The sequence below is a fragment of the uncultured Kordia sp. genome, from assembly GCF_947489565.1.
Classification (GTDB): Bacteria; Bacteroidota; Bacteroidia; order Flavobacteriales; family Flavobacteriaceae; genus Kordia.
In genome coordinates this window covers 79,515-103,029 of sequence record NZ_CANLEA010000007.1, presented here as the reverse complement: position 1 = coordinate 103,029, position 23,515 = coordinate 79,515, and the positions used below count along the sequence as shown (strand labels likewise).

24 protein-coding genes are annotated in these 23,515 nt (G+C 34.9%); 15 read left to right on the top strand and 9 right to left on the bottom strand.

Features of this window, described 5'->3' with window-relative positions; translation table 11 throughout:
* Together Q0845_RS11125 and Q0845_RS11120 are read right to left on the bottom strand one after the other, a co-directional pair.
* Positions 1-1,329 carry an MFS transporter gene (locus Q0845_RS11125; protein ID WP_298512922.1) on the bottom strand — a complete coding sequence of 443 codons (1,329 nt, stop codon included), beginning with the start codon at positions 1,327-1,329 and terminating at the stop codon, positions 1-3.
* A 72-nt stretch (positions 1,330-1,401) separates the two neighbouring features.
* Complete coding sequence (locus tag Q0845_RS11120) at positions 1,402-2,223, bottom strand: M48 family metallopeptidase (protein ID WP_298512920.1); 822 nt, start codon at positions 2,221-2,223, stop codon at positions 1,402-1,404.
* Between the two features lie 160 nt (positions 2,224-2,383).
* On the opposite strand from Q0845_RS11120, the gene Q0845_RS11115 reads away from it, so the two are divergent.
* Complete coding sequence (locus Q0845_RS11115; protein ID WP_298512918.1) at positions 2,384-3,256, top strand: alpha/beta hydrolase; 873 nt, start codon at positions 2,384-2,386, stop codon at positions 3,254-3,256.
* A gap of 441 nt (positions 3,257-3,697) precedes the next feature.
* Here the strand turns inward: Q0845_RS11115 and Q0845_RS11110 are convergent, their stop codons facing one another.
* Positions 3,698-6,100: a glycoside hydrolase family 31 protein gene (locus Q0845_RS11110; RefSeq protein ID WP_298512916.1), complete on the bottom strand. Its 2,403-nt coding sequence runs from the start codon at positions 6,098-6,100 to the stop codon at positions 3,698-3,700.
* Between the two features lie 567 nt (positions 6,101-6,667).
* Here Q0845_RS11110 and Q0845_RS11105 point away from each other — a divergent pair.
* From Q0845_RS11105 to Q0845_RS11085, 5 genes are all read left to right on the top strand, one after another.
* Positions 6,668-6,841, top strand: a complete 174-nt coding sequence (locus Q0845_RS11105) for a hypothetical protein (RefSeq protein WP_298512915.1) — start codon at positions 6,668-6,670, stop codon at positions 6,839-6,841.
* Positions 6,842-6,952: 111 nt separating this feature from the next.
* Entirely contained in the window at positions 6,953-7,126 is a 174-nt protein-coding gene (locus Q0845_RS11100) for a hypothetical protein (RefSeq protein ID WP_298512912.1), read from the top strand.
* Between the two features lie 45 nt (positions 7,127-7,171).
* Positions 7,172-7,366 (top strand): hypothetical protein, encoded by a 195-nt coding sequence (locus Q0845_RS11095; protein ID WP_298512909.1) that lies wholly within the window; start codon positions 7,172-7,174, stop codon positions 7,364-7,366.
* A gap of 36 nt (positions 7,367-7,402) precedes the next feature.
* Positions 7,403-7,585 (top strand): hypothetical protein, encoded by a 183-nt coding sequence (locus tag Q0845_RS11090; RefSeq protein ID WP_298512905.1) that lies wholly within the window; start codon positions 7,403-7,405, stop codon positions 7,583-7,585.
* 158 nt (positions 7,586-7,743) lie between these two features.
* Positions 7,744-7,926: a hypothetical protein gene (locus Q0845_RS11085; protein ID WP_298512902.1), complete on the top strand. Its 183-nt coding sequence runs from the start codon at positions 7,744-7,746 to the stop codon at positions 7,924-7,926.
* A 61-nt stretch (positions 7,927-7,987) separates the two neighbouring features.
* On the opposite strand, the gene glgB is transcribed toward Q0845_RS11085, so the two are convergent.
* From glgB to Q0845_RS11070, 3 genes are read right to left on the bottom strand one after another with little or no spacing between them, the layout of a single operon-like run.
* Positions 7,988-9,898 (bottom strand): 1,4-alpha-glucan branching protein GlgB, encoded by a 1,911-nt coding sequence (gene glgB, locus Q0845_RS11080; RefSeq protein ID WP_298512900.1) that lies wholly within the window; start codon positions 9,896-9,898, stop codon positions 7,988-7,990.
* A gap of 3 nt (positions 9,899-9,901) precedes the next feature.
* Positions 9,902-11,521, bottom strand: coding sequence for a phosphotransferase (locus Q0845_RS11075; RefSeq protein WP_298512897.1), 1,620 nt, complete (start codon positions 11,519-11,521; stop codon positions 9,902-9,904).
* 17 nt (positions 11,522-11,538) lie between these two features.
* Positions 11,539-13,476, bottom strand: coding sequence for an alpha-1,4-glucan--maltose-1-phosphate maltosyltransferase (locus Q0845_RS11070; RefSeq protein ID WP_298512895.1), 1,938 nt, complete (start codon positions 13,474-13,476; stop codon positions 11,539-11,541).
* A 256-nt stretch (positions 13,477-13,732) separates the two neighbouring features.
* Between Q0845_RS11070 and Q0845_RS11065 the strand changes: the two genes are divergently transcribed.
* A complete protein-coding gene (locus tag Q0845_RS11065) occupies positions 13,733-14,557 on the top strand; it encodes a hypothetical protein (RefSeq protein ID WP_298512893.1) in 825 nt (274 codons plus the stop codon).
* Positions 14,558-14,747: 190 nt separating this feature from the next.
* On the opposite strand, the gene Q0845_RS11060 is transcribed toward Q0845_RS11065, so the two are convergent.
* Positions 14,748-14,963 (bottom strand): hypothetical protein, encoded by a 216-nt coding sequence (locus Q0845_RS11060; protein ID WP_298512890.1) that lies wholly within the window; start codon positions 14,961-14,963, stop codon positions 14,748-14,750.
* A gap of 230 nt (positions 14,964-15,193) precedes the next feature.
* On the opposite strand from Q0845_RS11060, the gene Q0845_RS11055 reads away from it, so the two are divergent.
* From Q0845_RS11055 to Q0845_RS11020, 8 genes are all read left to right on the top strand, one after another.
* A complete protein-coding gene (locus Q0845_RS11055) occupies positions 15,194-16,420 on the top strand; it encodes an alginate lyase family protein (RefSeq protein ID WP_298512888.1) in 1,227 nt (408 codons plus the stop codon).
* Positions 16,421-16,518: 98 nt separating this feature from the next.
* A complete protein-coding gene (locus Q0845_RS11050) occupies positions 16,519-16,905 on the top strand; it encodes an AraC family transcriptional regulator (RefSeq protein WP_298512885.1) in 387 nt (128 codons plus the stop codon).
* A 48-nt stretch (positions 16,906-16,953) separates the two neighbouring features.
* Positions 16,954-17,349, top strand: coding sequence for a VOC family protein (locus Q0845_RS11045; RefSeq protein WP_298512882.1), 396 nt, complete (start codon positions 16,954-16,956; stop codon positions 17,347-17,349).
* Between the two features lie 29 nt (positions 17,350-17,378).
* The gene (locus Q0845_RS11040) at positions 17,379-17,930 is read left to right on the top strand and encodes a VOC family protein (RefSeq protein WP_298512880.1); all 552 of its coding nucleotides are present in this window, start codon (positions 17,379-17,381) and stop codon (positions 17,928-17,930) included.
* Positions 17,931-18,051: 121 nt separating this feature from the next.
* Positions 18,052-19,008 (top strand): SDR family oxidoreductase, encoded by a 957-nt coding sequence (locus tag Q0845_RS11035; protein WP_298512877.1) that lies wholly within the window; start codon positions 18,052-18,054, stop codon positions 19,006-19,008.
* A 69-nt stretch (positions 19,009-19,077) separates the two neighbouring features.
* On the top strand, positions 19,078-19,890 hold the full coding sequence (locus Q0845_RS11030; RefSeq protein ID WP_298512874.1) for an AraC family transcriptional regulator: 813 nt from the start codon (positions 19,078-19,080) through the stop codon (positions 19,888-19,890).
* Positions 19,891-20,040: 150 nt separating this feature from the next.
* The gene (locus Q0845_RS11025; protein WP_298512871.1) at positions 20,041-20,253 is read left to right on the top strand and encodes a hypothetical protein; all 213 of its coding nucleotides are present in this window, start codon (positions 20,041-20,043) and stop codon (positions 20,251-20,253) included.
* A 170-nt stretch (positions 20,254-20,423) separates the two neighbouring features.
* A complete protein-coding gene (locus tag Q0845_RS11020) occupies positions 20,424-20,819 on the top strand; it encodes a hypothetical protein (RefSeq protein WP_298512868.1) in 396 nt (131 codons plus the stop codon).
* A gap of 175 nt (positions 20,820-20,994) precedes the next feature.
* Here Q0845_RS11020 and Q0845_RS11015 read toward each other — a convergent pair whose 3' ends face one another.
* Positions 20,995-22,263 carry a glucose-1-phosphate adenylyltransferase gene (locus Q0845_RS11015; RefSeq protein ID WP_298512865.1) on the bottom strand — a complete coding sequence of 423 codons (1,269 nt, stop codon included), beginning with the start codon at positions 22,261-22,263 and terminating at the stop codon, positions 20,995-20,997.
* A gap of 8 nt (positions 22,264-22,271) precedes the next feature.
* A complete protein-coding gene (glgA, locus tag Q0845_RS11010; RefSeq protein WP_298512862.1) occupies positions 22,272-23,474 on the bottom strand; it encodes a glycogen synthase in 1,203 nt (400 codons plus the stop codon).
* Between the last annotated feature and the right edge of the window lie 41 nt (positions 23,475-23,515).

The following is a 23,515-nucleotide window of genomic DNA, read 5'->3' as shown; positions in this document are numbered from 1 at the left end:
TTATTGTACATATTTTGTTTTCTTCACAAAACTTAATACTATGAAAGAAATAAGGAAGAATATGGCCAAGAATAGCACTGACCATTGCATAGAACCTGTAATCGATTTTAAAGCTCCAAAAACAATCATTCCTAAGACAATTGCTACTTTTTCCGTAACATCGAAGAAACTAAAATACGTCGCCGTGTCTTCTGTTTCTGGTAGTAATTTAGAATAGGTGGAGCGTGATAAGGATTGAATCGCGCCAAGCACTAAACCTATTAATCCGCCTAATATATAAAAATACAACTCTATATTTTCTTGTGTTTTGTCAAGTGAGAAAGCAATAAAACAAACTACTCCCCAAATGATAATCGTAGTTTTTAAAGCTGTTAAGTTTCCATATTTTTTAGATACGTTTGAAAAGATATACGCTCCAAAAATAGCCACCACTTGTACTAATAATATAGCACCAATTAAGTTGGTCGTTGGCAATCCTAATTCGGTACTTCCAAAGATTCCTGCCATATAGATTATGGTTTGTACACCAACACTGAAAAAGAAAAAGGACAATAGATATGTACGCAACTGCGGATAGTTGGTGAGTTCTTTCCAAACTTTCCCTAACTCTTTAAATCCGCTAGTTAAATAACCTTTTTGAGGTTTTCTATTATGCACATTATTTGGCAATCTTCTATAGGTTATTTGTGCAAAACCTAACCACCAAATTCCAACTGCAATGAATGAAATACGCGTCGCCAAACCTTTATCAATTCCAAACATTTCGTGTCCTTCAATCAAAACCAAACACAGAATGAGTAATAAAATAGAACCTATATATCCGTAAATAAATCCTTTGGCACTCGCTTGATCTTGTTGTTCTGGATGCGCTACTTCGGGCAAATATGCATTGTAAAAAACAATACTTCCCCAAAAACCAATTCCGGACGTTACGGTTAATAAAAGTCCGATCCACAGCGATGATTCATCTTCAAAGAAAAATAATCCCATGATAGACAAAGAACCTAAGAGACAAAAGAATTTTAAAAATTTAAGTTTGTTTCCTGTATAATCAGCAATTCCCGAAAGTATTGGTGATGAAATGGCCACAATTGCCATAAAAAACGCAATCGTATAATCATATAATGTTGTTGGATCCCACTGTGTTCCTAAGAAATTGATTTTTTCATTAATTGCATATTGTTCAAATTTTGAAGTCACTGTGGCATAATATATCGGAAACACTGCTGTGCTTATCACGAGTGAATATACAGAGTTTGCCCAGTCATAAAATGCCCAAGCACCAATTAGTTTTTTGTCTCCTTTTTGTAATTGATTCGTTTTTACCATGTTGTATAAAAATAAAAGCTGCCCATTATGGACAGCTTCTAAAATACAGATTTATTTTGGAATGCGTTTTAACTAAAAGTTTTTTATTGGTCTAAAATTCGTAACTCCAAATTTTCGAGCTTCTGCTTTAGCTAAAGACGCTTCTGCTTGTAAGTTTTTGATACGTGTTTCATTTGATGGATGCGTACTTAAAAATTCTGGTGGAGCTTGTCCGCTACTTTTTGCCCCCATACGTTTCCACAATTCTGCAGCTTCATCCGGATTGTATCCTGCGATTGCCATTAAATACACGCCAATTTTATCAGATTCGTTTTCGTGTTTTCTACTAAATGGTAAAATTCCTAATACCGTTGATCCAACTCCGTAGTATTGATTGAAAGCATTTCTTGTTTTATCATCTTTAATTAAAACATTTCCTCCAACGGCTCCTAATTGCTGCATCATTCCTGCACTCATACGTTGTTGTCCATGGTTTGCCAATGCATGTGCAACTTCATGTCCCATAATTGCAGCTACTGCGGTTTCGTTTTGTGCTACATCTAAGATTCCTGTGTAAAAAACAATCTTTCCTCCTGGCATACACCAAGCATTTATCGTTGGATCATTTACTAAATTGTATTCCCATTTGTAATCTTTTAAATATCCTTGTTTTCCATTTGCATCTAACCAACGTTCTGCAGCTACAGCAATACGCTCTCCTACTCTTTTAATCATATTGGCTCTTGTGGTACCTGTTTCCACTTTATTTTCAGTCAAAAACTGATCGTACTGTGCAAAAGCTGTTGGGAATAATTGAGAATTAGGAATTAATGCTAATGTTTTCTTTCCTGTAAACGGATTTGTGGCACAGGATAATATGAATATAAAAACTGATAATGCGATTACTTTCTTCATGTCCTTTGAGTTTTTTAAGTCTTTATTGTTGTGTTTGAACTTTATATTGGTTCTAACAAAATTAGCGATTATTAAATAATTGACATAAAACTATAAAATGTATTTCCGAAGCTCGAAAATTTATCTCAATTTTGAATGATCTTAGATATCTTACCAAAAAATGAGTCAAACTGCACCAAATTTGAAGCCTGAACCCGCTGTACAAGTCCCAAAACCTATTTTATATACAGGACGTTTTTTACAATTTATTTCTACGTCACTTGCCGCGAAATATGCAAAGCGCCTGTTTATTACGCCTATTAAACACAAGATGCCGAAACGTGAATTTCACATGGATAAGCAATCTACACAAACGTTGATGCGTGTTCCTGCCATTGAGAAAGATATTTTGGTGTATTCGTATGGTGAAAGTGATAAAAAGATTTTGTTGGCACACGGTTGGAGCGGTCGCGGAACTCAGTTGGTAAAAATTGCAGATCATTTTGTGAAATTAGGTTATCAAACTATTAGTTTTGATGCGCCATCACACGGAAAGTTAAAAGGAAATAAATCTTCATTATTAGAGTTTATTGCTTCCATACATGAGTTAGAGAAACAATACGGACCTTTTGAGTTTGCTATTGGTCATAGTTTAGGAGGAATGTCTTTGCTAAATGCGATTCAGAATGGTGTACAAGTGAAAAAACTAGTTACTATTGGCGCCGCAGATATCATTTCGGATATTATTGCTCATTTTATCAAAGCACTTACGCTAAAGCCGATAGTTGCTACAAAAATGAAAGCAATTCTTGATCGCCTTTTTGGAAGTGATATCAATGCTGTTTCTGCAAGTTATTCCGCTAAAGAAGTACAAATACCAACATTAGTTGTTCATGATGAAAATGATGCAGATGTTCATGTTAGTTGTGCACGTGCCATTCATAAAGCCTTGCCAAATGGAGACATTCATATTACACAAGGTTTAGGACATCGCAGGATTCTGGGAAGTCAAGAAGTGATTGAAAAGATTGAGGAGTTTTTGTTGAAAGACTAATGGATTCCGCATCAGGTACGGAATGACAGATTCAATAAATATTCAAATGTCAGATCGAGTGATTTTTCATAGAAAAATTGTATCGAGATCTACTATGAATTTCTCATTACTTCTCGATACAATTTTCTTCTTTTCATTCGAAAATCACTCGATCTGACGGTTTAGCGATTCATCTCTGATTCGTCATTACGAACCTTAGTAACGTAATCTGTTTCTAGTACAATACTTATTTTCTTTGAAATCACAGAGTGCTTCGTCGCAAAGACGTATCATGATAACAAAAAGAGCCAAAACTCTAAAGTCAAGGCTCTACTTTTAAATTCTATTGATTTTATTTCAAATATATCTCGACTGCGCTCGATATGACATATTCAAAATTTAACATTTAGCATTCAGCATTCAGCATTCAGCATTTAAAATTTAACATCTAACATTCATAAATCATCCAATAATGTGAATTTCAGAGAAGTTTTTGTCTACAATCATCGCTCCAGATGCATCTTTTTTCACTTCTGATAAAGAAACTGTTTCATTGTCTATTTGGATTTCTTTGACTTTGAATGGCAATCCATGAATATTCAACTTAAAGTTTTCGTATGTTGTAATGTACTTTCCTTGTTTGTGTTGCTGTAAGATTAATTCTTTCGGTTTTCCAGTCAATTTGAACGTTCTTAGACTGTAACGTCCTTTTGTATAATCGTATCCATCATGCGCATCATCAAATAATTGCGAACGCTCTTTTCCTTCTGTATAGTAAATATCTAAGGTTACTTCGGTAATTTCTTTTTCACCAACATATTGTTGTACAGGATATTTCGGAATTACAGCACCAGCTTTTACAAAAATTGGCATGCTATCAATTTCGGCATCTACCCATTTTTCTTTTCCTCCTTCAACCAATTCATCTGTCCAGAAGTTATACCATTTTCCACGTGGAATATACATTCTGCGCCCTTTGCTGTTGGGTTCCTGAATTGGACATACTAGTATTTTATCTCCAAATACAAATTCGTCCGTTCTGTAATGCGTTTGATGATCGGCTTGATCAAACATTACTAAAGATTTTAATAATGGCGTTCCATGATCAACCAAATTCCAAAATGCTGTGTATAAGTATGGTAATAGTTGATAACGCAATTCTACAAACTTACGTACTACATCCGTTACATCTTCATCAAATGCCCATGGTTCTTGATCGCCGTGATCTCCCGAAGAATGGACTCTACAAAACGGATGAAAGATTCCAAGCTGAATCCAACGTGTAAATAGTTCTCCTTGCGGTTGTTCAGCAAATCCACCAATATCACTTCCTACAAAAGAAAAACCAGACATTGCCATACGTTGTGCTTGTACATTGGCAATCCACAAATGTTCCCAAGTTGCTACATTGTCACCTGTCCAAGTTGAGGTATAACGCTGCGTTCCTGAATAGGCTGCTCGTGTAATGACAAATGGACGTTTTGGATAGTTGAATTTCTTTAATCCTTGATAAGTTGCACGCGCCATCTGCATTCCGTATACATTATGCGCTTTTCGGTGACTGCAAGGGTTTCCATCATAATCGTGACGTACATCGTCTGGAAATGTTTTGTTTGGCACTTCCATCACAGCAGGTTCGTTCATATCGTTCCACACACCTTTGATTCCGATGTCTTCAATCAGCTCTTTGAATAATCCTGACCACCAATCACGCACTTCTGGTTTTGTAAAATCGGGGAAATAGCATTCGCCTGGCCATACTTTTCCTTTCATATACGGTCCATCAGCACGTTTGCAGAAATAATCTTTGTCTAATGCTTCTTTAAAAACACTGTATTCTTTGTCTATTTTGATTCCGGGATCAATAATCGCAACGGTTTTAAAACCATCATCTGCCAATTCTTTTACCATGCGTTTCGGGTCTGGAAAGTGGTTTTTATTCCACGTAAAACAACGGAAACCATCCATATAATCAATATCCAAATAGATGGCGTCACACGGAATTTTTAAGTCTCTAAATTTCTTAGTGATTTCTTTCACATTACTTTCTGGATAGTAACTCCATTTACACTGATGATATCCTAATGCCCATAATGGCGGTAATTGATGCGGTTTTCCCGTTAAATCTGTATAACTTTCTACGACATCTTGCATTTCTGGTCCATAGAAGAAATAGTAATTCATTTCGCCACCTTGTGCCCAAAAACTAGTTACATTTCTGCGTTCGTGTGCAAAGTCAAAATAACTTCTAAAAGTATTGTCAAAAAAGATTCCGTAGGCTTTGTTATGATGCAATCCTGTGTAAAACGGAATTGCTTTGTAGATAGGATCTGTATGTTTTCCATAAGCGTATGAATCAGTCACCCAATTTTGGAAACGCTTTCCTTTTAAGTTAAGATGTTCTGGCTTATCGCCTAGTCCAAAATAGCTTTCACGTTCATTGACGGTTTTGCTCATTTTTACGATGTTTCCACCGTACTCGTAACTTTCTTCCCAATGGAAACCAAGTTCGTCTTCATTGATCAAGGTATTGTCTTTTACATCATATAATTTCACACGCATGTTTGCTTTGGAAATATGACAAATCAATTTTGAAGTGGTTATGATGTATTTTTCGTCGTCTTCGTCTATTTCTAAATGATTGTATCCTGTACTTGCATATTTTGTAATGGCGTACGAGAAATCATTTCCAAATGTTCCTGTGGTTGTATATCGAAAACGCAAGACACTATCGCGTACAATTCGCAATTGCAAAACCACATCATTTTCTGCTGTAAAATACAACGTATCGACGTCTTTGCTAAAGTCTATTATTTTGGATGGAAACAAATTTCCTTTTTGTTCTAACTCTGTGTTTACAATCATCTTGTAATTTTTTAGATAATATGTAAAAAAACGCAAAAGTTTAGAGAATTGAAAGCTTTAAAACCCTGATTTATTAACGATAACGTTATAGTTGATCATAATTATTGAAATGTGAATTGTTTTGGGACTTTTTTATGATTTTCTTATTCTTAGAGCTTTAAATTTCATTATTGATATTTTTGTTTTTACTGGGTTAATGGTACAAATTTCTCTTATCTGTGGTTTGTCGAAATAAACTCTCTCTAGTAGCTTTTGTCACGAATTCACGAATAGTTTTTTGATTATTGTTTACGTAGAAACTCACACGAATTTTTCTTACTCTTATATGAAGCTGGATTAAGTTCAGGTGAACGTTTTATATTTTGTTATTTATCAAAACGAGTTTGGAAACGCTCACTAACTATTTTTTGGGATGCTTGTTTTTTAGCTTTTTGTATTCTATAGCACGAGTTTCAAATTCGCGCTAACGTATGGTAAATTTTTGACTTGTTTTTTGGCACTTTTCAAAGCGTGAGAATTCTTTACTTTATATATTCAATTTAATCAAATCCACTAAATTATTGAATCATGAAAAAAAGAACCATTAAATCATTAGAATTAAATAAAAAAACAATTTCAACTATTGAAACTGATAAAATACAAGGAGGATCATATTCTGTTTGGACAGCATATTTGGCAACTGTTGGATATGCGACTGCAGCTGCGGCTGATGCTTTGATTGACTATTTAGATAATGAATAACTTTAGTTGAATTGAAATACGTCTTTACATACATTTAAACTTGTAAAGCATTCTCTACTATTTCTTTGAGACAGAGAAATAACTTAAGAACTAACTACCAAAACATTAATTATGAAAAAAAGAACTATCAAATCATTAGAACTAAATAAGAAAACTATTTCAATTTTAGACAGTTCAAAAGTTAAAGGAGGAAGTACTGCTCCTACGAGTACTGCTGTGTACACGCCAGTAATGGTGGTGGCAATTGATGCAGCTTTAGACGCAATAACAGATTTTTTTGACTAAACAATCTGCGCACCTATTAAAAGCTAAAAATCAAACATTTTTATTATGAAAAAAAGAACGATCAAATCATTAGAATTAAACAAAAAAACGATCTCAAATTTTGAAACTGCTAAAGTGAATGGCGGAAGCACAACACCTACAAATGTAACGGTATACACGCCTGTAACTCCTCATGCTGTAGATGCTGCTATGGATGCAGTTGTAGATGCTGTAGAATTTATCACTGATTATTTCAACTAAACTGAATATCAAATATTTATCTAAAAAAAATATATTATGAAAAAAAGAGCTATAAAATCACTAGATCTAAATAAAAAAACAATCTCAACTTTTGAAACTTCCAAACTTAATGGAGGAAGTATTACATCTATTAGCTGTACGTTTGGTGTTTTTTGTGTAACCGTAGAAATCGCAATTGATGGATTTATAGATGGTTGGAATGAAAGTGCAAATAATTAGTATTTTTACACATATAAGTTTTCATGCAAAGCGAGCTTTTTAGTTCGCTTTTTTTATGAGCAACATGAAATAATTTTTACTACAAATTGTACGATTTCTGCTCCAACTACTCTTCTTACTTTTAAAGCACTTTTTTTAATTCATTCAAAAATTTAACTATGAAAAAAAGAACTTTAAAATCATTAGATCTTAAGAAAAGAGCGATTTCAAATATAGAAACTGCTAAAGTGAATGGCGGTAGCATGACTGCTTCTATGACCTGTACTTTGGGTACTATCTGTATCGAAATTATTGAGGCGACTATCGAAATTTCACAAGAAATAACTGACTATACTAATTAATAAATATAACTTCAGAAAGTATTGTTGAAGCGGACTTAGGTTCGCTTTTTTGTGTCAATACTTAAGATCTATATTTTAATACGACCATTCCTAACGGCGGAATTTTTATTTCTGTAGAATGATTTCTGAATTGCCATTCAAGTTCATCAGAAGTAACTTTGGTATTTACAAAATCGTTCGTTCCAGCGTATTGTTTTAAGTCACTGTTGAAGATTTCTTGCAAATTTCCTTTTCTTGGCAATCCAATACGATAGTTTTCATGTGGAATTGGTGTCATATTACACGCAATCACCAAATCATTTGCTGGCTTTTTTCCTTTGCGGATATAGATTAATACTGAGTTTCCAGCATCGTTATAATCGATCCACTCAAAACCATCTGCTGTAAATTGTTTTTCGTGTAATGCTGGTTCCGTTTTGTAGAGATTGTTTAAATCCTTGATGAGCGTTTGCACTCCTTTATGCACGTCATATTCCAGCAAATGCCAATCGAGACTTTGCTCAAAATTCCATTCTTCACTTTGTCCAAATTCTGAACCTTGAAAGAGTAAGTTTGTCCCTGGATGTGTAAACATATAACTGTACAACAAACGTAAATTCGCAAAGCGTTGCCATTCATCGCCTGGCATTCTTCCCAAAATGGAATGTTTTCCATACACAACCTCATCATGTGACAACGGCAACATAAAGTTTTCCGTAAACGCATAAGTCATACTAAAGGTTAAATCATTTTGATGATGTCTGCGATAAATAGGTTCTTTCGCAAAATATTGCAATGTGTCATGCATCCAACCCATCATCCATTTCATTCCAAAACCGAGTCCGCCAATACTCGTTGGACGTGATACCATTGGAAATGACGTCGATTCTTCGGCAATGGTTTGTACGTCTGGAAACATTGTATACACAGCTTCGTTCATTTCGCGCATAAATGCAATGGCTTCTAGATTTTCGCGTCCGCCAAATTGATTCGGTTCCCATTCGCCATCGTTTCTAGAATAATCTAAAAATAACATGGAAGCTACCGCATCTACACGTAAACCATCGGCGTGATATTGTTCAAGCCAAAAAATAGCATTACTGATTAGGAACGATTTTACTTCGTTTCGACCGTAATTAAAGATCAAACTTTTCCAATCGGGATGATAGCCTTTTCGTTTATCAGGATGTTCATACAAACAGGTTCCATCAAAAAAACCGAGTCCGTGCGCATCTTCTGGAAAGTGTGATGGAACCCAATCTAAGATGATTCCGATATCGTTTTGGTGTAATTTATCAACCAATAATTTGAATTCTTCAGGATAGCCAAATCGGGAGGTTGGCGCAAAATATCCTACCAATTGATAGCCCCAACTTGGATCGTACGGATATTCCATTACGGGCATCAATTCGACATGTGTAAAGTTCATTTCTTTTACATACGCCACCAATTCATCTGCCAATTCAGTATACGATAAGAATTTGTTTTCTGCTACTTTTCGCTTCCACGAACCTAAATGCACTTCATACACAGAAAATGGCGCATCTAAGGCATTGTGCTTTTTACGTTTGGTCATCCAATCGGCATCTTTCCAATCGTGATCAGCATCCCAAACAATGGAAGCAGTTTTTGGCGGATGCTCACAACGACGCGCATACGGATCTGCTTTTTCCGTTTTGATGTCGTTATGATGACTTTGTATTTTGTATTTGTATGTAGTTCCTTTTCCAACATTGGGAATGAATCCTTCCCAAATTCCACTTGCGTCCCAACGTACGTTGAGTTGATGTTCGCCTTCTATCCAAAAGTTAAAATCACCAATGACAGAAACCGTTTTTGCACTTGGTGCCCAAACTGCAAAATAGGTTCCTTCTACACCATCGACAGTCATGATATGCGAACCAAATTTTTCATACAATTTGTAATGTTTCCCGCCTTTGAATAAGTCAATATCAAAGTCAGAGAATAAACTATGTGGAACTACTTTTGCCATAAATTAATGATTGATAATGTTTGTGATTCCTTTGAGTGGAATGACTGCCCAAAGTGGTCGTGAATTGAGTTCATACCCAAGTTCGTAAATCGCTTTTTCGAGCAATGAATATTTTAGTAAAAAGATGCGTTCTTGACTGTAGCCAATGTTTAAATTGGCAGCTTGAATTTTGGTAATGTATGTTTTTAAGAATACGCCAATGAAGTATGTATATAATACTTCGCCCGCTTCAAACAATTCTTCTTGATTGCGTTTGTATTCGTCTTTGTGATTGAATATAGTAGCATAAATAGCATAGTGAAAGCTTCTAAATAATCCTGCTACATCTTTGAGCGGCGGCTGTTTTACTTTACGATCGCGAATGGTACTTTCGGGTTCACCTTCAAAATCGAGAATGTAGAAATCGTCATCTTTAACCAAAATTTGACCTAAGTGATAATCGCCATGCACTCGAATACGTTCGCCTTTCAACTTTGTCCAATCAAAATTTACCAAACGTTTACGAATGCTGTTTTTATTGTCTAAAAATTCTTGTGCTAGTTCTAATGACAAACCTTCTAGTTTGTGCAGATTATTTTCGACGGTATTCAATCGGTTTTGGAATTGATAGAGCAATCTATTTTTCAACCAAACCGTATAATCGCCATTAAAATGCGTTGGTGTAAAAGCTGTTTCTTCAAATTCACTTCCCAAAGCAATGTGCATTTCTGCGGTACGTTCTGCCAGTTTTTGAACCTTTAGGAATAAATTCAATCCAACCCAATCAATGATTCTTGGAGATACATCGCGAATGCTTAAACGTTCAAATAATTCCGTTTCGGGTAGTTTGCGAATGTCTATATTTTTAGCTTCCAGATTTAGGAATACTTTGTGTAATTCTTTCAACATATAATCCCAAGCATCACCTTCATTGGGCACCATTTCTTGCATGAGTCCGATGGTAATATTTTCCTTGTCGGAATCTACAATGCTGAGACTTCCAAGATATGCTGGCGTATTTTTGTATTGCTTTTTTTCTGATAAAAATCGACTCATTTCATAGTCAGGATTTTTATTCGCATAGATTCTTCTGAAGAATTTCAACACACAAGTTTCATTGTACACAATCGACGTATTGCTTTGCTCTAAGCCCATAAAACGGGACGATTTGTATACATCGTTAAATTGCAAACTTTTATGATACTGCACACGTGTTTGATCGTTTGGAATTGCCGTTTGGATACGCTCAAAAACCAATTTACGAAACGCTTCTAAGTTGATGGCATCAATGATAAATCCTTCTTGATTTTTGATACTGATTGGCAAAATTCGATCTTCTTTGGCAAAACTTTCATCCGACACAAAAGCAATCGGTAAGAAATAATGCTGATAGAAAGCTTCTACAAAATTGACTTCCAAAATTAAACCATAATAGACTTCGCCATGTTGCTGAATGCGGAAATATTCCGACAGTTCAATATATTTTAATTGACTCGCTTTTCCACCATACCAACGCTGTTTGATGATGTAATCTTCCAATACATCTGAAAGAAATGCCTTGACAAAGTCTTTGTTTTCTAACAAGTCTTCCCAAGCATCGTTAAAATTATATTGCGTTTTGTTTTTGGCGGTCTTTTTAGTCATGGTAGCAAGTTTTATAGCTATTTTCTGATTTCAAAAATGTGGAATGGTAAAGTTGGATGCAATTCTATATAATTCCATTCGTCATACCAATTGTAACTGTTTCCAGTCACTAAATCATGTACTTCTACTTTCTGTCCTTGATGAATTCCTAAATCGTGCAATGGCAATTGAATTGTTCCTTGCTGCATATAGTATTGATCTAAACTGATAACCACCAAAATTTCACTGGTTCGATCTTGATTCCACTTGTAAAATCCGATAAGATTATCATTTTCTATATGACAGAATTTGATATTGTTCGTTTGTTGCAGCGCTTCGTGTTCATGGCGAATTCTATTGATACGCGAAATGAGCGTTGTAAGTTTGTTTTCTTTGAACCAATCGTAATGACACAATTGAAATTTCTCCGACATATAATATTCTTCCTTTCCAGGAATCGCATGATCGAGCATTTGTTCAAAAACGGGTCCGTAGATTCCGATATTTGAACTTAAAGTTGCTGCTAGCGCATATCGCTGAATGTACTTTGATTCATTCGCGCCTTGCAAATGATATGGATTAATATCTGGTGTATTTGGCCAAAAATTCGGTCGCATATACTCTTTTTGCTCCGTTTGCGTGAGTTCTTCTACATATTCTATGAGTTCTTGTTTGCTGTTTCGCCATGTAAAATATGTATACGATTGTGTGTATCCTTGTTTCGCCAATTGTTGCATTACTTTGGGTTTGGTAAACGCTTCCGCGAGAAAGAGTACGTCTGGATGTTTCTTTTTAACTTGAGCAATAATCCAATTCCAAAAGTAGTATGGTTTTGTGTGCGGATTGTCTACGCGAAACATACGAACGCCACAATCAATCCAAACCATCAAAATGTCTAAACATTCGTTCCATAAGTTTTTATAGTCTTCACTTTCCCAATAAATTGGAAGGATATCTTGGTATTTTTTCGGTGGATTTTCAGCGTATTGTACCGTTCCATCTGGACGCCATTTGAACCAATCTGGATGCGAAGTCACCCAAGGATGATCGGGCGCAGCTTGCAAAGCGTAATCCATCGCAATTTCTATATTATGTTCTTTTGCTTTCGCTACCAAGGCTTTAAAATCGTCCATCGTTCCTAAAGCTGGATGTACGTCTTTATGTCCGCCATATTGTGAACCTATTCCCCAAGCGGAACCTACATCACCTTTTTTGGCTTCTGTAGTATTGTTTTTTCCTTTACGGTTGACTTCTCCAATAGGATGAATTGGCGGGAAATATAACGTATCAAATCCCATGTTTTCAATACGTTCCAATAAACGTTCGCAATCTTTGAACGTTCCGTGTGTTCCTTCTGTTTCTGAGCTTGATCGTGGAAAGAATTCATACCATGTACTGAATTCCGCTTTCTTACGGTCTACATATATTTGTAAATCGTGTGATGTATTTGCTAAATGCTTTTCTGGATATTTTAAGAAGATTTCGTGCAAACGCTCACTTTTGGCTTCTGTAATCGCTTTTTCATATTGTGTAGCATCTTGAAACGCTTCAATACATTCGCCTAAATACTCTTTTTCCGTTTTGGAAGCTTTTTTAAGCAATGGTTTTAACAATTCAGCACCTTCTAGCAATTCCGAGCTAATGTGTTGATTGTCGTCTATTTTACGCTCAGAACCGTGCTGCCAATTCAATGCATAATCTACCCAACCTTCTACTTTGTAGGTATAGAAACCTTGTTTTTCAACTACAAATGACGCTTGCCATTCATCATTTCCTAATTCGTGCATGCGCACTTCTTTCCAAGTTCGTTCTTTTTCGTGTTTGTACAATACAGAAGCTGCAATTACATCATGTCCATCAACTAATACATGTGCATTTACAGTGACGATTTCGTTTACAATTCGTTTGATAAAAAATTCACCACCATTTAATTGTGGAGAAATATGATCGATAACGACACGTTTTTGGTTTTGCATTTTTAGGAATAATTAGCGTTTTAAGTTCCGAAATTAGTAAAATTTAAAGCAATTTCCCTACTTCTAAAGCGATTATCTTACTGATTATGAAACTACAACGATTGCGTAACAATTATTCAACAGTGGAATAACATTAATTTGATTTTTTCACCCAGAAAAAGGATCTTTTTGGTAGTCATTTTTAAGTTACTTTTAAAACTGAATTATGAGCGAATAGTTTAATCTCTTGTAAATAACTTATCTTTAGAAAGTATCTATGAAAAAACAAATGCTATCTAAAGAACAGTTTTTAAAAGCGAGAGATTTTATCCTGACCAATGCACGAATGATTGAACGACGCTTGTTTGATTTTCATTTTGGCAGTGGAAATATAGAAGGTGTGTATCATGCTGTTTATGCATACCGAAATGTAGATGGTGGTTTTGGACATGGCATGGAACCTGATACCGCTTCGCCAGAAAGTCAGCCACTTTTTAGCATTATGGCATTGGAAACCTTAGATGAGATTGGTTACTTGACTCCTGAGTTAATTTTAAAAGACTTTATGCCTTATTTTGAAAGTGTGACTACTGCCAAAGGCGGAATTCCGTGGATGTTTCAACCAAAAGGAGAGTATCCTTGTGAAGATCATTTTAAAACAGTGAAAGAATGGGCAGCGTTAAGCACCACAGCTCCTTTATTAGGTATTTTAGAAAAGCATCATATTGATATTCCTTGGATGAAAAAAGCAGAAGAATTTGTTTGGGACGAGATGGAACGCATCCAAGAGCGACATGTTTTTTGCAATCTTTGTGTCCCGAGAAGACTTCAGTTTTTACAATACACTAAAAACCGAGAAAAAGCTGAAAAAGCCATTACTGATTTAAGAAAATGGATCATGGCAGATGGTATACTTTGTAAAGACAGATTGGATGATGGTTGGGGATTGTATCAAAAGCCACACAGCTTAAATTATGCTCCAACTCCAAATAGTATATTACGCTCGTTATTTAGTGATGATACTATTGAAGCTGACTTGACAAATCTAATTCACAAACAAAAAGATGATGGTCGATGGGGACACTTGGTACGGACTCAGTGAAGGCATGAAATTGGAATGGGCAGGTATGCAAACTTTGTGGACGCTAAAAGTCTTGAATAGCTATGACCGCATCGAATTCTAAAATATTATATGATGTATTAAAATTGATATCTCAAATCGAACGCCATTGAGAAGTTAAAAATGGTATACTATTCATAATATATCAAAGGCGCTCAATTTGATATGTATTTTAAAAATCTCTATCAACAGGAACGTCACAACGAATCGCTCCGATACTTTTTGGGTATTGACATGGACCGGGATTTCCTTGATATCCTGGACAGGTTACACGATCAGCGGCAAACGTAGGACATACATATTGCGTTCCTCCAGTGATCTTCTCTTTGGTAAAGTTGCAAATAACACTTCTTTTCAACTTTAAACTTTTTAGATTCTTTTTTTTCATGGTTCTAAAGGTTTTATTTCTAGTTTTAAAATACGACAAAAATCGCCTAGACTAAAAAATTTGTGACGAATGCATTGCTTTTGTGGTGAAAAAAGTCGTCTGAGATTTTGTAGAAGTATATTATTAATAGAACTTAGTGTAAAAAAGTAAATTATATATCTGTATTTTGTTCATACATAGAGAATAATGAAAAATTAGTTCTAATTATACATTTTGAGAAAACGTACGAAATGAAAAAAAAGTTACAAGTCATCCTTCTATTTTCAGTATTCTTATCCTACAACTGTAGCAATGATGAGGTGAAAACTAAATATGCAGCAACACTATTGATGGACAGTGCGTATTTAGCAAATACAAAAGACCTAATTCAAAATAACGATCCAACACTAAAATTTGCGTACGATCGATTGATTAAAGAAGCCGAAGCAGCGCTAAAAGAAGGTCCATTTTCTGTGACTAATAAGGAAAAACTTCCTCCTAGTAAAAATAAACATGACTACGCTAGCTACAGTCGTTATTGGTGGCCAGATTCAACAAAAACTGATGGCTTGCCTTATATTTGGCGTGATGGAGAAACCAATCCTGATAGTCAAAGTTTGAAACATTCTGACCGACAAAGAATTGAAACTTTTAGTTATAATACCGAAACGTTAGGACTTGCATATTACTTCACGGGAAAAGAAAAATATGCTAAAAGAGCAGCAGAGTTACTTCGTGTTTGGTTCTTGGATGAAGAAACGAAGATGAATCCAAATGTGAATCATTCACAAATACGACTAGGGCATAACAATGGAACAAAGTCTGGAGTTTTAGATGGACGTCTTATGATACGTGCTTTTGAAGGCGCTTTATTAATTAAAGACTCCTCATGGTTAAGCAATACAGAACAAGAAAAATTAAAGAATTGGGCAGCAATGTATTTTGAATGGCTTACCACGAGTGAATTGGCACTTCAGGAAGCGGATTCAAATAACAATCATGGTTCTTTTTATGATGTGCAGGCCATGTACTTCGCGCTTTATTCTGGTAATGAAGTGGCAGCCACACAAATTGCACAAAAGTTTATTCAAAATCGTTTGTATTCACAAATTAAACCAGATGGTTCTATGCCCGAAGAGATGGCGCGTACACGTCCACTGTTTTATAGTATTTATAACTTGCATGCTATGTTTCTTGTAGCGCATCTTGCCCAAAAAGTTGAGGTAGATATATGGAAAGCTAAAGAAGAAGATTCTCGTTTAAAAACGGCACTTGATTATCTTGCGCCTTACGCAGATTCAAACAAACCATGGCCACATAACACGATTGGAGAAACTGACCGAATGAAATTATTCATCATTCTACAAATGGCCGATCGTGTATATCCAAATCAAAACTATTTGAAAAAAGCAGATATTTTACCATTTCATAAACGTAAAATACAGCGTTCTAATATTGCATTTCCTTTGATTCGATGATTTTTAAGATAAAACCAAATTACACATCTGTTATCTTTTTTATATTTATAGAAGCTAATCAGTAAATTACTATCTCACAATACGCTACAGAGACTACTATGACATTTTACGAAGAAAAAATAAAGGAGATTAAAGACAGCTATTTTTCTAATGATAAACAGATAGAGACTGTTATTGGTATTAAAAGACATATTGATAATCATTATGAGACAGCTATAAACTTAGATACTTTATCTCAAACTGAGTTTGTGTCTAAATTTCATTTGTTGCGCTTGTTTAAAAAGTATTATGGACAAACACCGCGTCAATATTTGATTGATAAACGGATTGAAAAATCGAAAATATTCCTAACAAATGGTATGTCGGTCACGGAAACTTGTTTTGCTGTTGGTTTTGAAAGTGTCGGATCATTTAGTACATTGTTTAAGACTAGAATTGGCAAATCGCCCAGTATATATCAAAAAGAGCAATTTTCGAGAAGCTGAATACTTTGAGAATTCTGAACTTTGGCATCATCTTAAAAAGATAAAAATATGAAAGTTACCCTAATTAGCATTCCCGTTTTAGACCAAGAAAAAGCTTTAAAATTTTACACTGAAAAATTGGGTTTTATTAAAAAGAAAGACATGCCGTTGGAAGGTGGCAATCGATGGATTACACTTGTTTCCAAAGATGCACAAGACGGACCAGAAATTTTATTGGAACCTGCTCCACTCCACTTTGAACCTTCTAAAGTATTTCAAGATGCCTTGATGTCCGCAGGAATTCCTTGGACGCAATTTGATGTTGATAGTGTAGATACTGAATATGAACGTTTGACAAAACTTGGTGTGGAATTTAGCGTAAAACCAAGCGTAATGGGAACTTTTAAATTTGCCGTTTTTAACGATACTGTTGGAAATAATATGCAAATAGTTGAAATGATATAACCTTTACACAACCACCTAACACCCTAAATATGAAAAGAATAATACCAATACTCGCCATCGTTATACTAGCTTTTAGTTGCAACAATACAAACGACAACAAGCTTTCAAAAGAAGAACTCAAAAGCAAAATGGCTACAATTGATAGTTTAGAAAAATTAATCAAAGAAAAAATTAAAATGAAACCAAAAAGTCAAATTTCCACATTCTTTACCTTTCAAGAGCACAACGCCGAAGAAGCCATGAACTTTTATATCAGTTTATTTGAAAACTCAAAAGTTACGAGTATTCAGAAATATGGAAAAGACGGACCTGCCAAAGAAGGCACTATTATGTATGCTACATTTGAGCTCAATGGAAGTCAATTTGCTTGTAGCGATAGCCCTATAAAACACGAATGGGATTTTACACCAGGCGTTTCTGTCTTCGTAGAATGCAAATCGGATGCAGAAATTGAAAAGTTAGCGACACAACTAGGCGAAAATGGAAAGATCTTTATGCCTATGGGAAATTATGGATTTAGCACAAAATTCACCTTTATCCAAGATCGATTTGGCGTTTCTTGGCAGTTGAATTTGCCTTAGAAAAGGTTACAGTCACACTTCTAAAAACTTTTAAACAAACAAAAAAAGACTTTTTAACAAAATTAACTACATAATTTCTCAAGATTTTTGTACCAGTAAATTCGTATAAAAAAGAGGAATTATGAAGAAAACTCATCAAAATAAATTTGGAAAAAAAGGTTGGACACCTGAAAGGTTAAAAGATTTAACTGGCAAAACATATCTCATAACAGGTGCAAACACTGGAGCTGGTTTTCAAGCAGCCAAAATATTATTACACAAAGGCGCTACTGTGATCATGCTTAATCGAAACGAAGAAAAATCGAAAAAAGCAATTAATGATCTTAAAGAACAATTAGGAACAAATGCGAATGTTTCGTTTATTAAAATGGATTTAGCAGCACTTTCTTCTGTTCGAAATGCGGCGACCGAAGTGATGGAAACTTTACCAAAAATTGACGCATTAATTTGCAATGCAGCTATAGCACAAGTGCCCAAACAACTATTTACTGCTGATGGCTTTGAAAGTCAACTTGGCGTCAATCATTATGGTCATTTTCTCTTGTGTGCATTGCTTTATGAACGCATCGAAGAATCACAAGGACGCATTGTAGTTGTTGGTAGTGAAGGATATAAAATGGGCATAAAAACCATTCAGTTTGATGACATGAATTGGGATAAAAATTATCATCCAATGAATACCTATTGCCACAGTAAACTAGCTCAAATAATGTTTGCTTATGAATTACAAGAAAGAATCAAAGCGAACAACAAAAATGTAAAAGTGTATGTATGTCATCCAGGAGCTTCTGCCACATCACTGATAAAAAATAATGGTGGTTTACGAGATCGAATTATTTTTAAGTTAATGTCCTTAACACCTTTAGTTCAGTCGGCTGAAAAAGGAGCTTATCCAGAAGTAATGTGTGCTACAGAAGAAAACTTGAATCAGAAAGCATATTATGGACCAACTGGAAAAATGCAATGGACAGGACCTGTTGGTGAATGTAAACTTGAACCTTTTGTTTTTGATCGCGATATTGCTTCAAAACTATGGACAGATTCAGTAAATAAAACTGGACAAAAGTTTCCGTTTTAGGTCTAATAAAACACTTTACCAATAGCCTTTACCCAAACACTACCTAATTATTAATACTATTTTTGTGAGATGGAATTTCTAAATACAACCGAAAAAGGCAAAATTTTCATAACCTGTTCAATAGATCAAGAAAACACTTGGGAATATTTTTCGCCACAACATATTGTTGCCTATATTTATTCAGGTGAACTTATCATATCGTATGGAAAAAGCACGCAAACTTTTGTTGCAGGAGATGCTATTTTAGTTCCAAAACATCAATTGTCTAGAACGATAAAAAAACCTATTGGTGGGAAACCGTTTAAATGTGTATCTATGATTCTTTCAGAAACACAACTTCGTGAATTTTATTTAGACAGACCTATTTTAGAAACTTGGTCTGAACATATTATGAAACAAAGACCGATAAAATCACATTCGTTATTAGATAGCTTTTTTAGTTCGTTATTGCCTTACTTTGAAATGCAAGATGCTCTTCCTGAAGCACTCGTCGCAATTAAAACGAAAGAAGTATTAACCATTATTGACTCCATAGATAAGAGAGCTAGTTCTATTTTAGGAACTTTTAACGAGCTTGGGAAGATAGACCTCGAAAAATACATGGAAGAACATTTTATGTATAATCTTCCCTTAGAAAAGTTTGCTTTTTTAACAGGTAGAAGTCTCACTACTTTTAAATCTGATTTTAAAAAAGTATTTAAGAATACTCCTGGAAAATGGCTTACTGAAAAAAGACTACACTTAGCGCATTATAAGCTTCATACAGAAAAACTCAAAACCACGGACGTGTATCTTTCCGTGGGCTTTGAAAACCTCTCCCATTTTTCATTTGCATTTAAAAAAGCCTTTGGATATAGTCCGAGTAGTTTGCAGGGCAATTAACACTATATTCTTTCCTAAGTATTGTAAAATCAGATTGTATATGTGTAATCTTTGTTTTATTTTTAAAGAAATCAACGGAAATTCCTGTTATTATGTATGTTCCAAATTAGTTCAGCATATACGTTGAATGGAAACTAAATTTAAAAAACTATGAATCTACAAACGAAACAATTACTCATATATGGTGTGATTTCCGGGATTATTTTCGCCGTAATGATGGCTGGATTTGATTATTTTAGTGGAGAAGAATTCAGTGGATTCAAATTTCTAATACACGCTTCACTTTTTGGATTTTTTATGGCAATTACCGACAGATATGTGTTGAATAAAAAAGGGAAAAAGGAAAATACAGAAAGAGAATAACAGCATAGTTGTAAGTATTTCTTGTACGGAAAACCGTAATGTTATTTATAAGTAATTGTCTATTATTGATTACTCTAATTCTTCCTTGTTAATATAAGTGCTGCTTATAGCTGTGACTATAAGGTAGAAAGATAATGATAAAACAAAACTATTCCTTGATTAAGATTAATATGAAAAAGTCTATCCTATTGGTTATCATAGTCCTAACGACAATGATTTCTTATGCTCAATCAGATTTAGAAAAAGATGCAGCTTTTGATCAAAATACTTCAAATGTTACATACAAAATCTTTCCAACTAAAAATATGTGGAATTTTATAAAATTAAACACTAAGACTGGACAAATGTGGCAAGTCCAATTTGATGTGAATGGCAAGGATAGATTTCAAACAGATTTAAATATTTTACCTCTAGTGATAAAAGAAAAGCAAGTTGATAATAGATTTACTCTTTATCCTACTCAAAATACTTGGACTTTTATATTGCTTGACCAAATTGATGGAAATACGTGGCAAGTTCAATGGGCTATAAAATCAAAAGACAGAATGGTCATTCCGATTAAATGATTAGAAAAACAAAAAATCCCACTCTAACAAGCAGGATTTTAATTTATAATTTCACAAAAACTTAGTCATTCTTTAAGTAATCTATCTTTAGAAAAGTAAGATCTCGATTTTCATCGGGATAGTTCAACTTACCGTTTTGTGTGCGTCTTTTAGACTTCACAAAAAAGGAGTTTCGCTACTGTATAATCGTCCCTTTAGGAATCACAGCATCCTTTTTAATCACCACAATACCGTCTTTAATAAAATACGTGTCCGTTTCTTCATCTGCTAAATCTGGACCACCGTGAATTTTGACATCATCACCAATGCGACAGTTTTTGTCAATAATGGCGTTTTTGATATAACAACGTTCTCCAATTCCTAAAAGAATATCTATCTTCTTCTCCTCTATTTCCTCTAAAGATTCGTACGAATCACTTCCCATCATATACGTGTTTACTATTACGGTATCGATTCCAATACGGGAACGAATTCCAATGACAGAACGTTCTATTTTAGACGCCTGAATGATACATCCATCAGAAATAACCGTATGATTTAAGGTAGTTCCCGAGATTTTAGAAGTCGCCAGAATACGCGCGTTGGTATAGATGCGACGTTTTTGATCGTAGAGATTGAATTTTGGAATATCATCCGTCAAACCTAAATTGGCTTCAAAGAACGAATCAATATTACCAATATCTGTCCAATATCCTTCATACTGAAAACTAACGGTTTTATGTTTGTCGATACTTTGCGGAATGATTTCCTTTCCAAAATCTACCGTATCAGGATTGTCCATAAGTTTGATGAGCAAATCTCTATTAAAAATATAAATTCCCATTGAAGCCAAGTACAAACGCTTTTCTTTCTTCATTTCTTTACTCACATCCGACTTCCACTCTGGCAATAATTCTGCCGCAGGCTTTTCAATAAACGACGTAATGACATTCTCTTCATTGGTTTTCATGATTCCAAACGACGTCGCATCTTTCGCATTTACCGGATAGGTTGCTATGGAAATTTCCGCACCCGATTGTTCATGCTGTTTGATCATTTCGTTAAAATCCATCTGATATAATTGATCTCCCGAAAGGATCAACGCATACTCAAAATCATTCTTTAAAAAATGATGCATACTTTGTCGTACTGCATCGGCGGTTCCTTGAAACCATTTGTCACTCGAAATAGTTTGCTCTGCCGCCAAGACATCCACAAACGCCGAACTAAAGAAACTAAAGTGATAGGTTTTTGAAATATGCTTGTTTAACGAAGCCGAATTGAACTGCGTCAATACATACATCCGTTTGATATCGGAATTGATACAGTTAGAAATTGGAATATCTACCAATCTGTATTTTCCAGCAATCGGAACTGCTGGCTTTGAACGTGCTTCTGTTAATGGATAGAGTCGTGAACCTTGTCCGCCTCCGAGAATGATACTTAGTACTTTGTCGTTAATCATGGTGGTAATTATATGATAGATTTATATAGGTTTTCGGTTTGTTTTGCAATGGCTTTCCAGTCAAAAAAGTCTTCTACACGTTTTCTACTGGCAATTTCCATCTGATGTCTGAGTTCGCTATCATTGACAACTTTGTTGATTCCGTTTGCTAAATCTTTGGCGAATTTTTCTGGATTTACAGGTTCAAAAGGCGCTGTGTTTTGTTGCTCCACTTCTATTAAAATTCCTGTTTCATTTGGAACCACGACTTCTTTGATGCCGCCAACTGCACTAGCTACTACAGCCGTTTTGCAGGCCATGGCTTCTATATTGATGATTCCGAAAGGTTCATAAATCGATGGACAGCAAAATACTGTTGCCTGCGAATACAATTGAATAATTTCTTCTTTTGGTAACATTTCTTCAATCCAAAACACATTGTCACGCGTTTCTTTGACTGCAGCTACACTTTCTTGCATTTCTTTTGCAATTTCCTCTGTATCTGGCGCACCTGCACAAAGCACAATTTGCGTGTTTGTATCAATATGTTTGATGGCATTGACCAAATGAATGATTCCTTTTTGGCGTGTAATGCGTCCCACAAACAATACATATGGTTTGGAAGCGTCTATATTGAACTTTTCAAGTGTTGTTTTGTCGTCTGTGTATTGATACTGCTGTAGATTGATTCCGTTGTAAATCACCTTTATTTTATCTTCAGCTACGTTGAAATGTGCTAGCACATCTACTTTCGTTTCTTCTGAAACAGCAATGATCGCATCTGCCATTTCGATCGCTGTTTTTTCTATCCATGAAGAAGCATCGTATCCGCGACCGAGTTGTTCGCGTTTCCAAGGACGTAACGGCTCTAAAGAATGTGTGGTAATTACCAAAGGTTTACCATAACATAATTTTGCCATAATACCCGCAAATTGCGCATACCAAGTATGACAATGCACTACATCTGCATCGATACCATTGGCATTCATATGCAAGTTTGTTTGCATGGTATTAAAGATAGTTTTTAACTTTTTATCTGTGGATTCAAAGCTTTCGTGATTTCCTAAAAATCCTGTAATGCTAAGATTTTCTGTATCAATATTTTGATCTCCAAAACTGCGTACATCAACCTTCATCAATTCTTTAAGTTCATCTGCTAAATATTCGACATGAACTCCTGCACCTCCGTAGACATATGGTGGAAATTCTTTCGTAAAAAAAAGTACTTTCATCGTTAATTTTTAACCCTTTTTCTAGTTTATTTTTCGGTAAT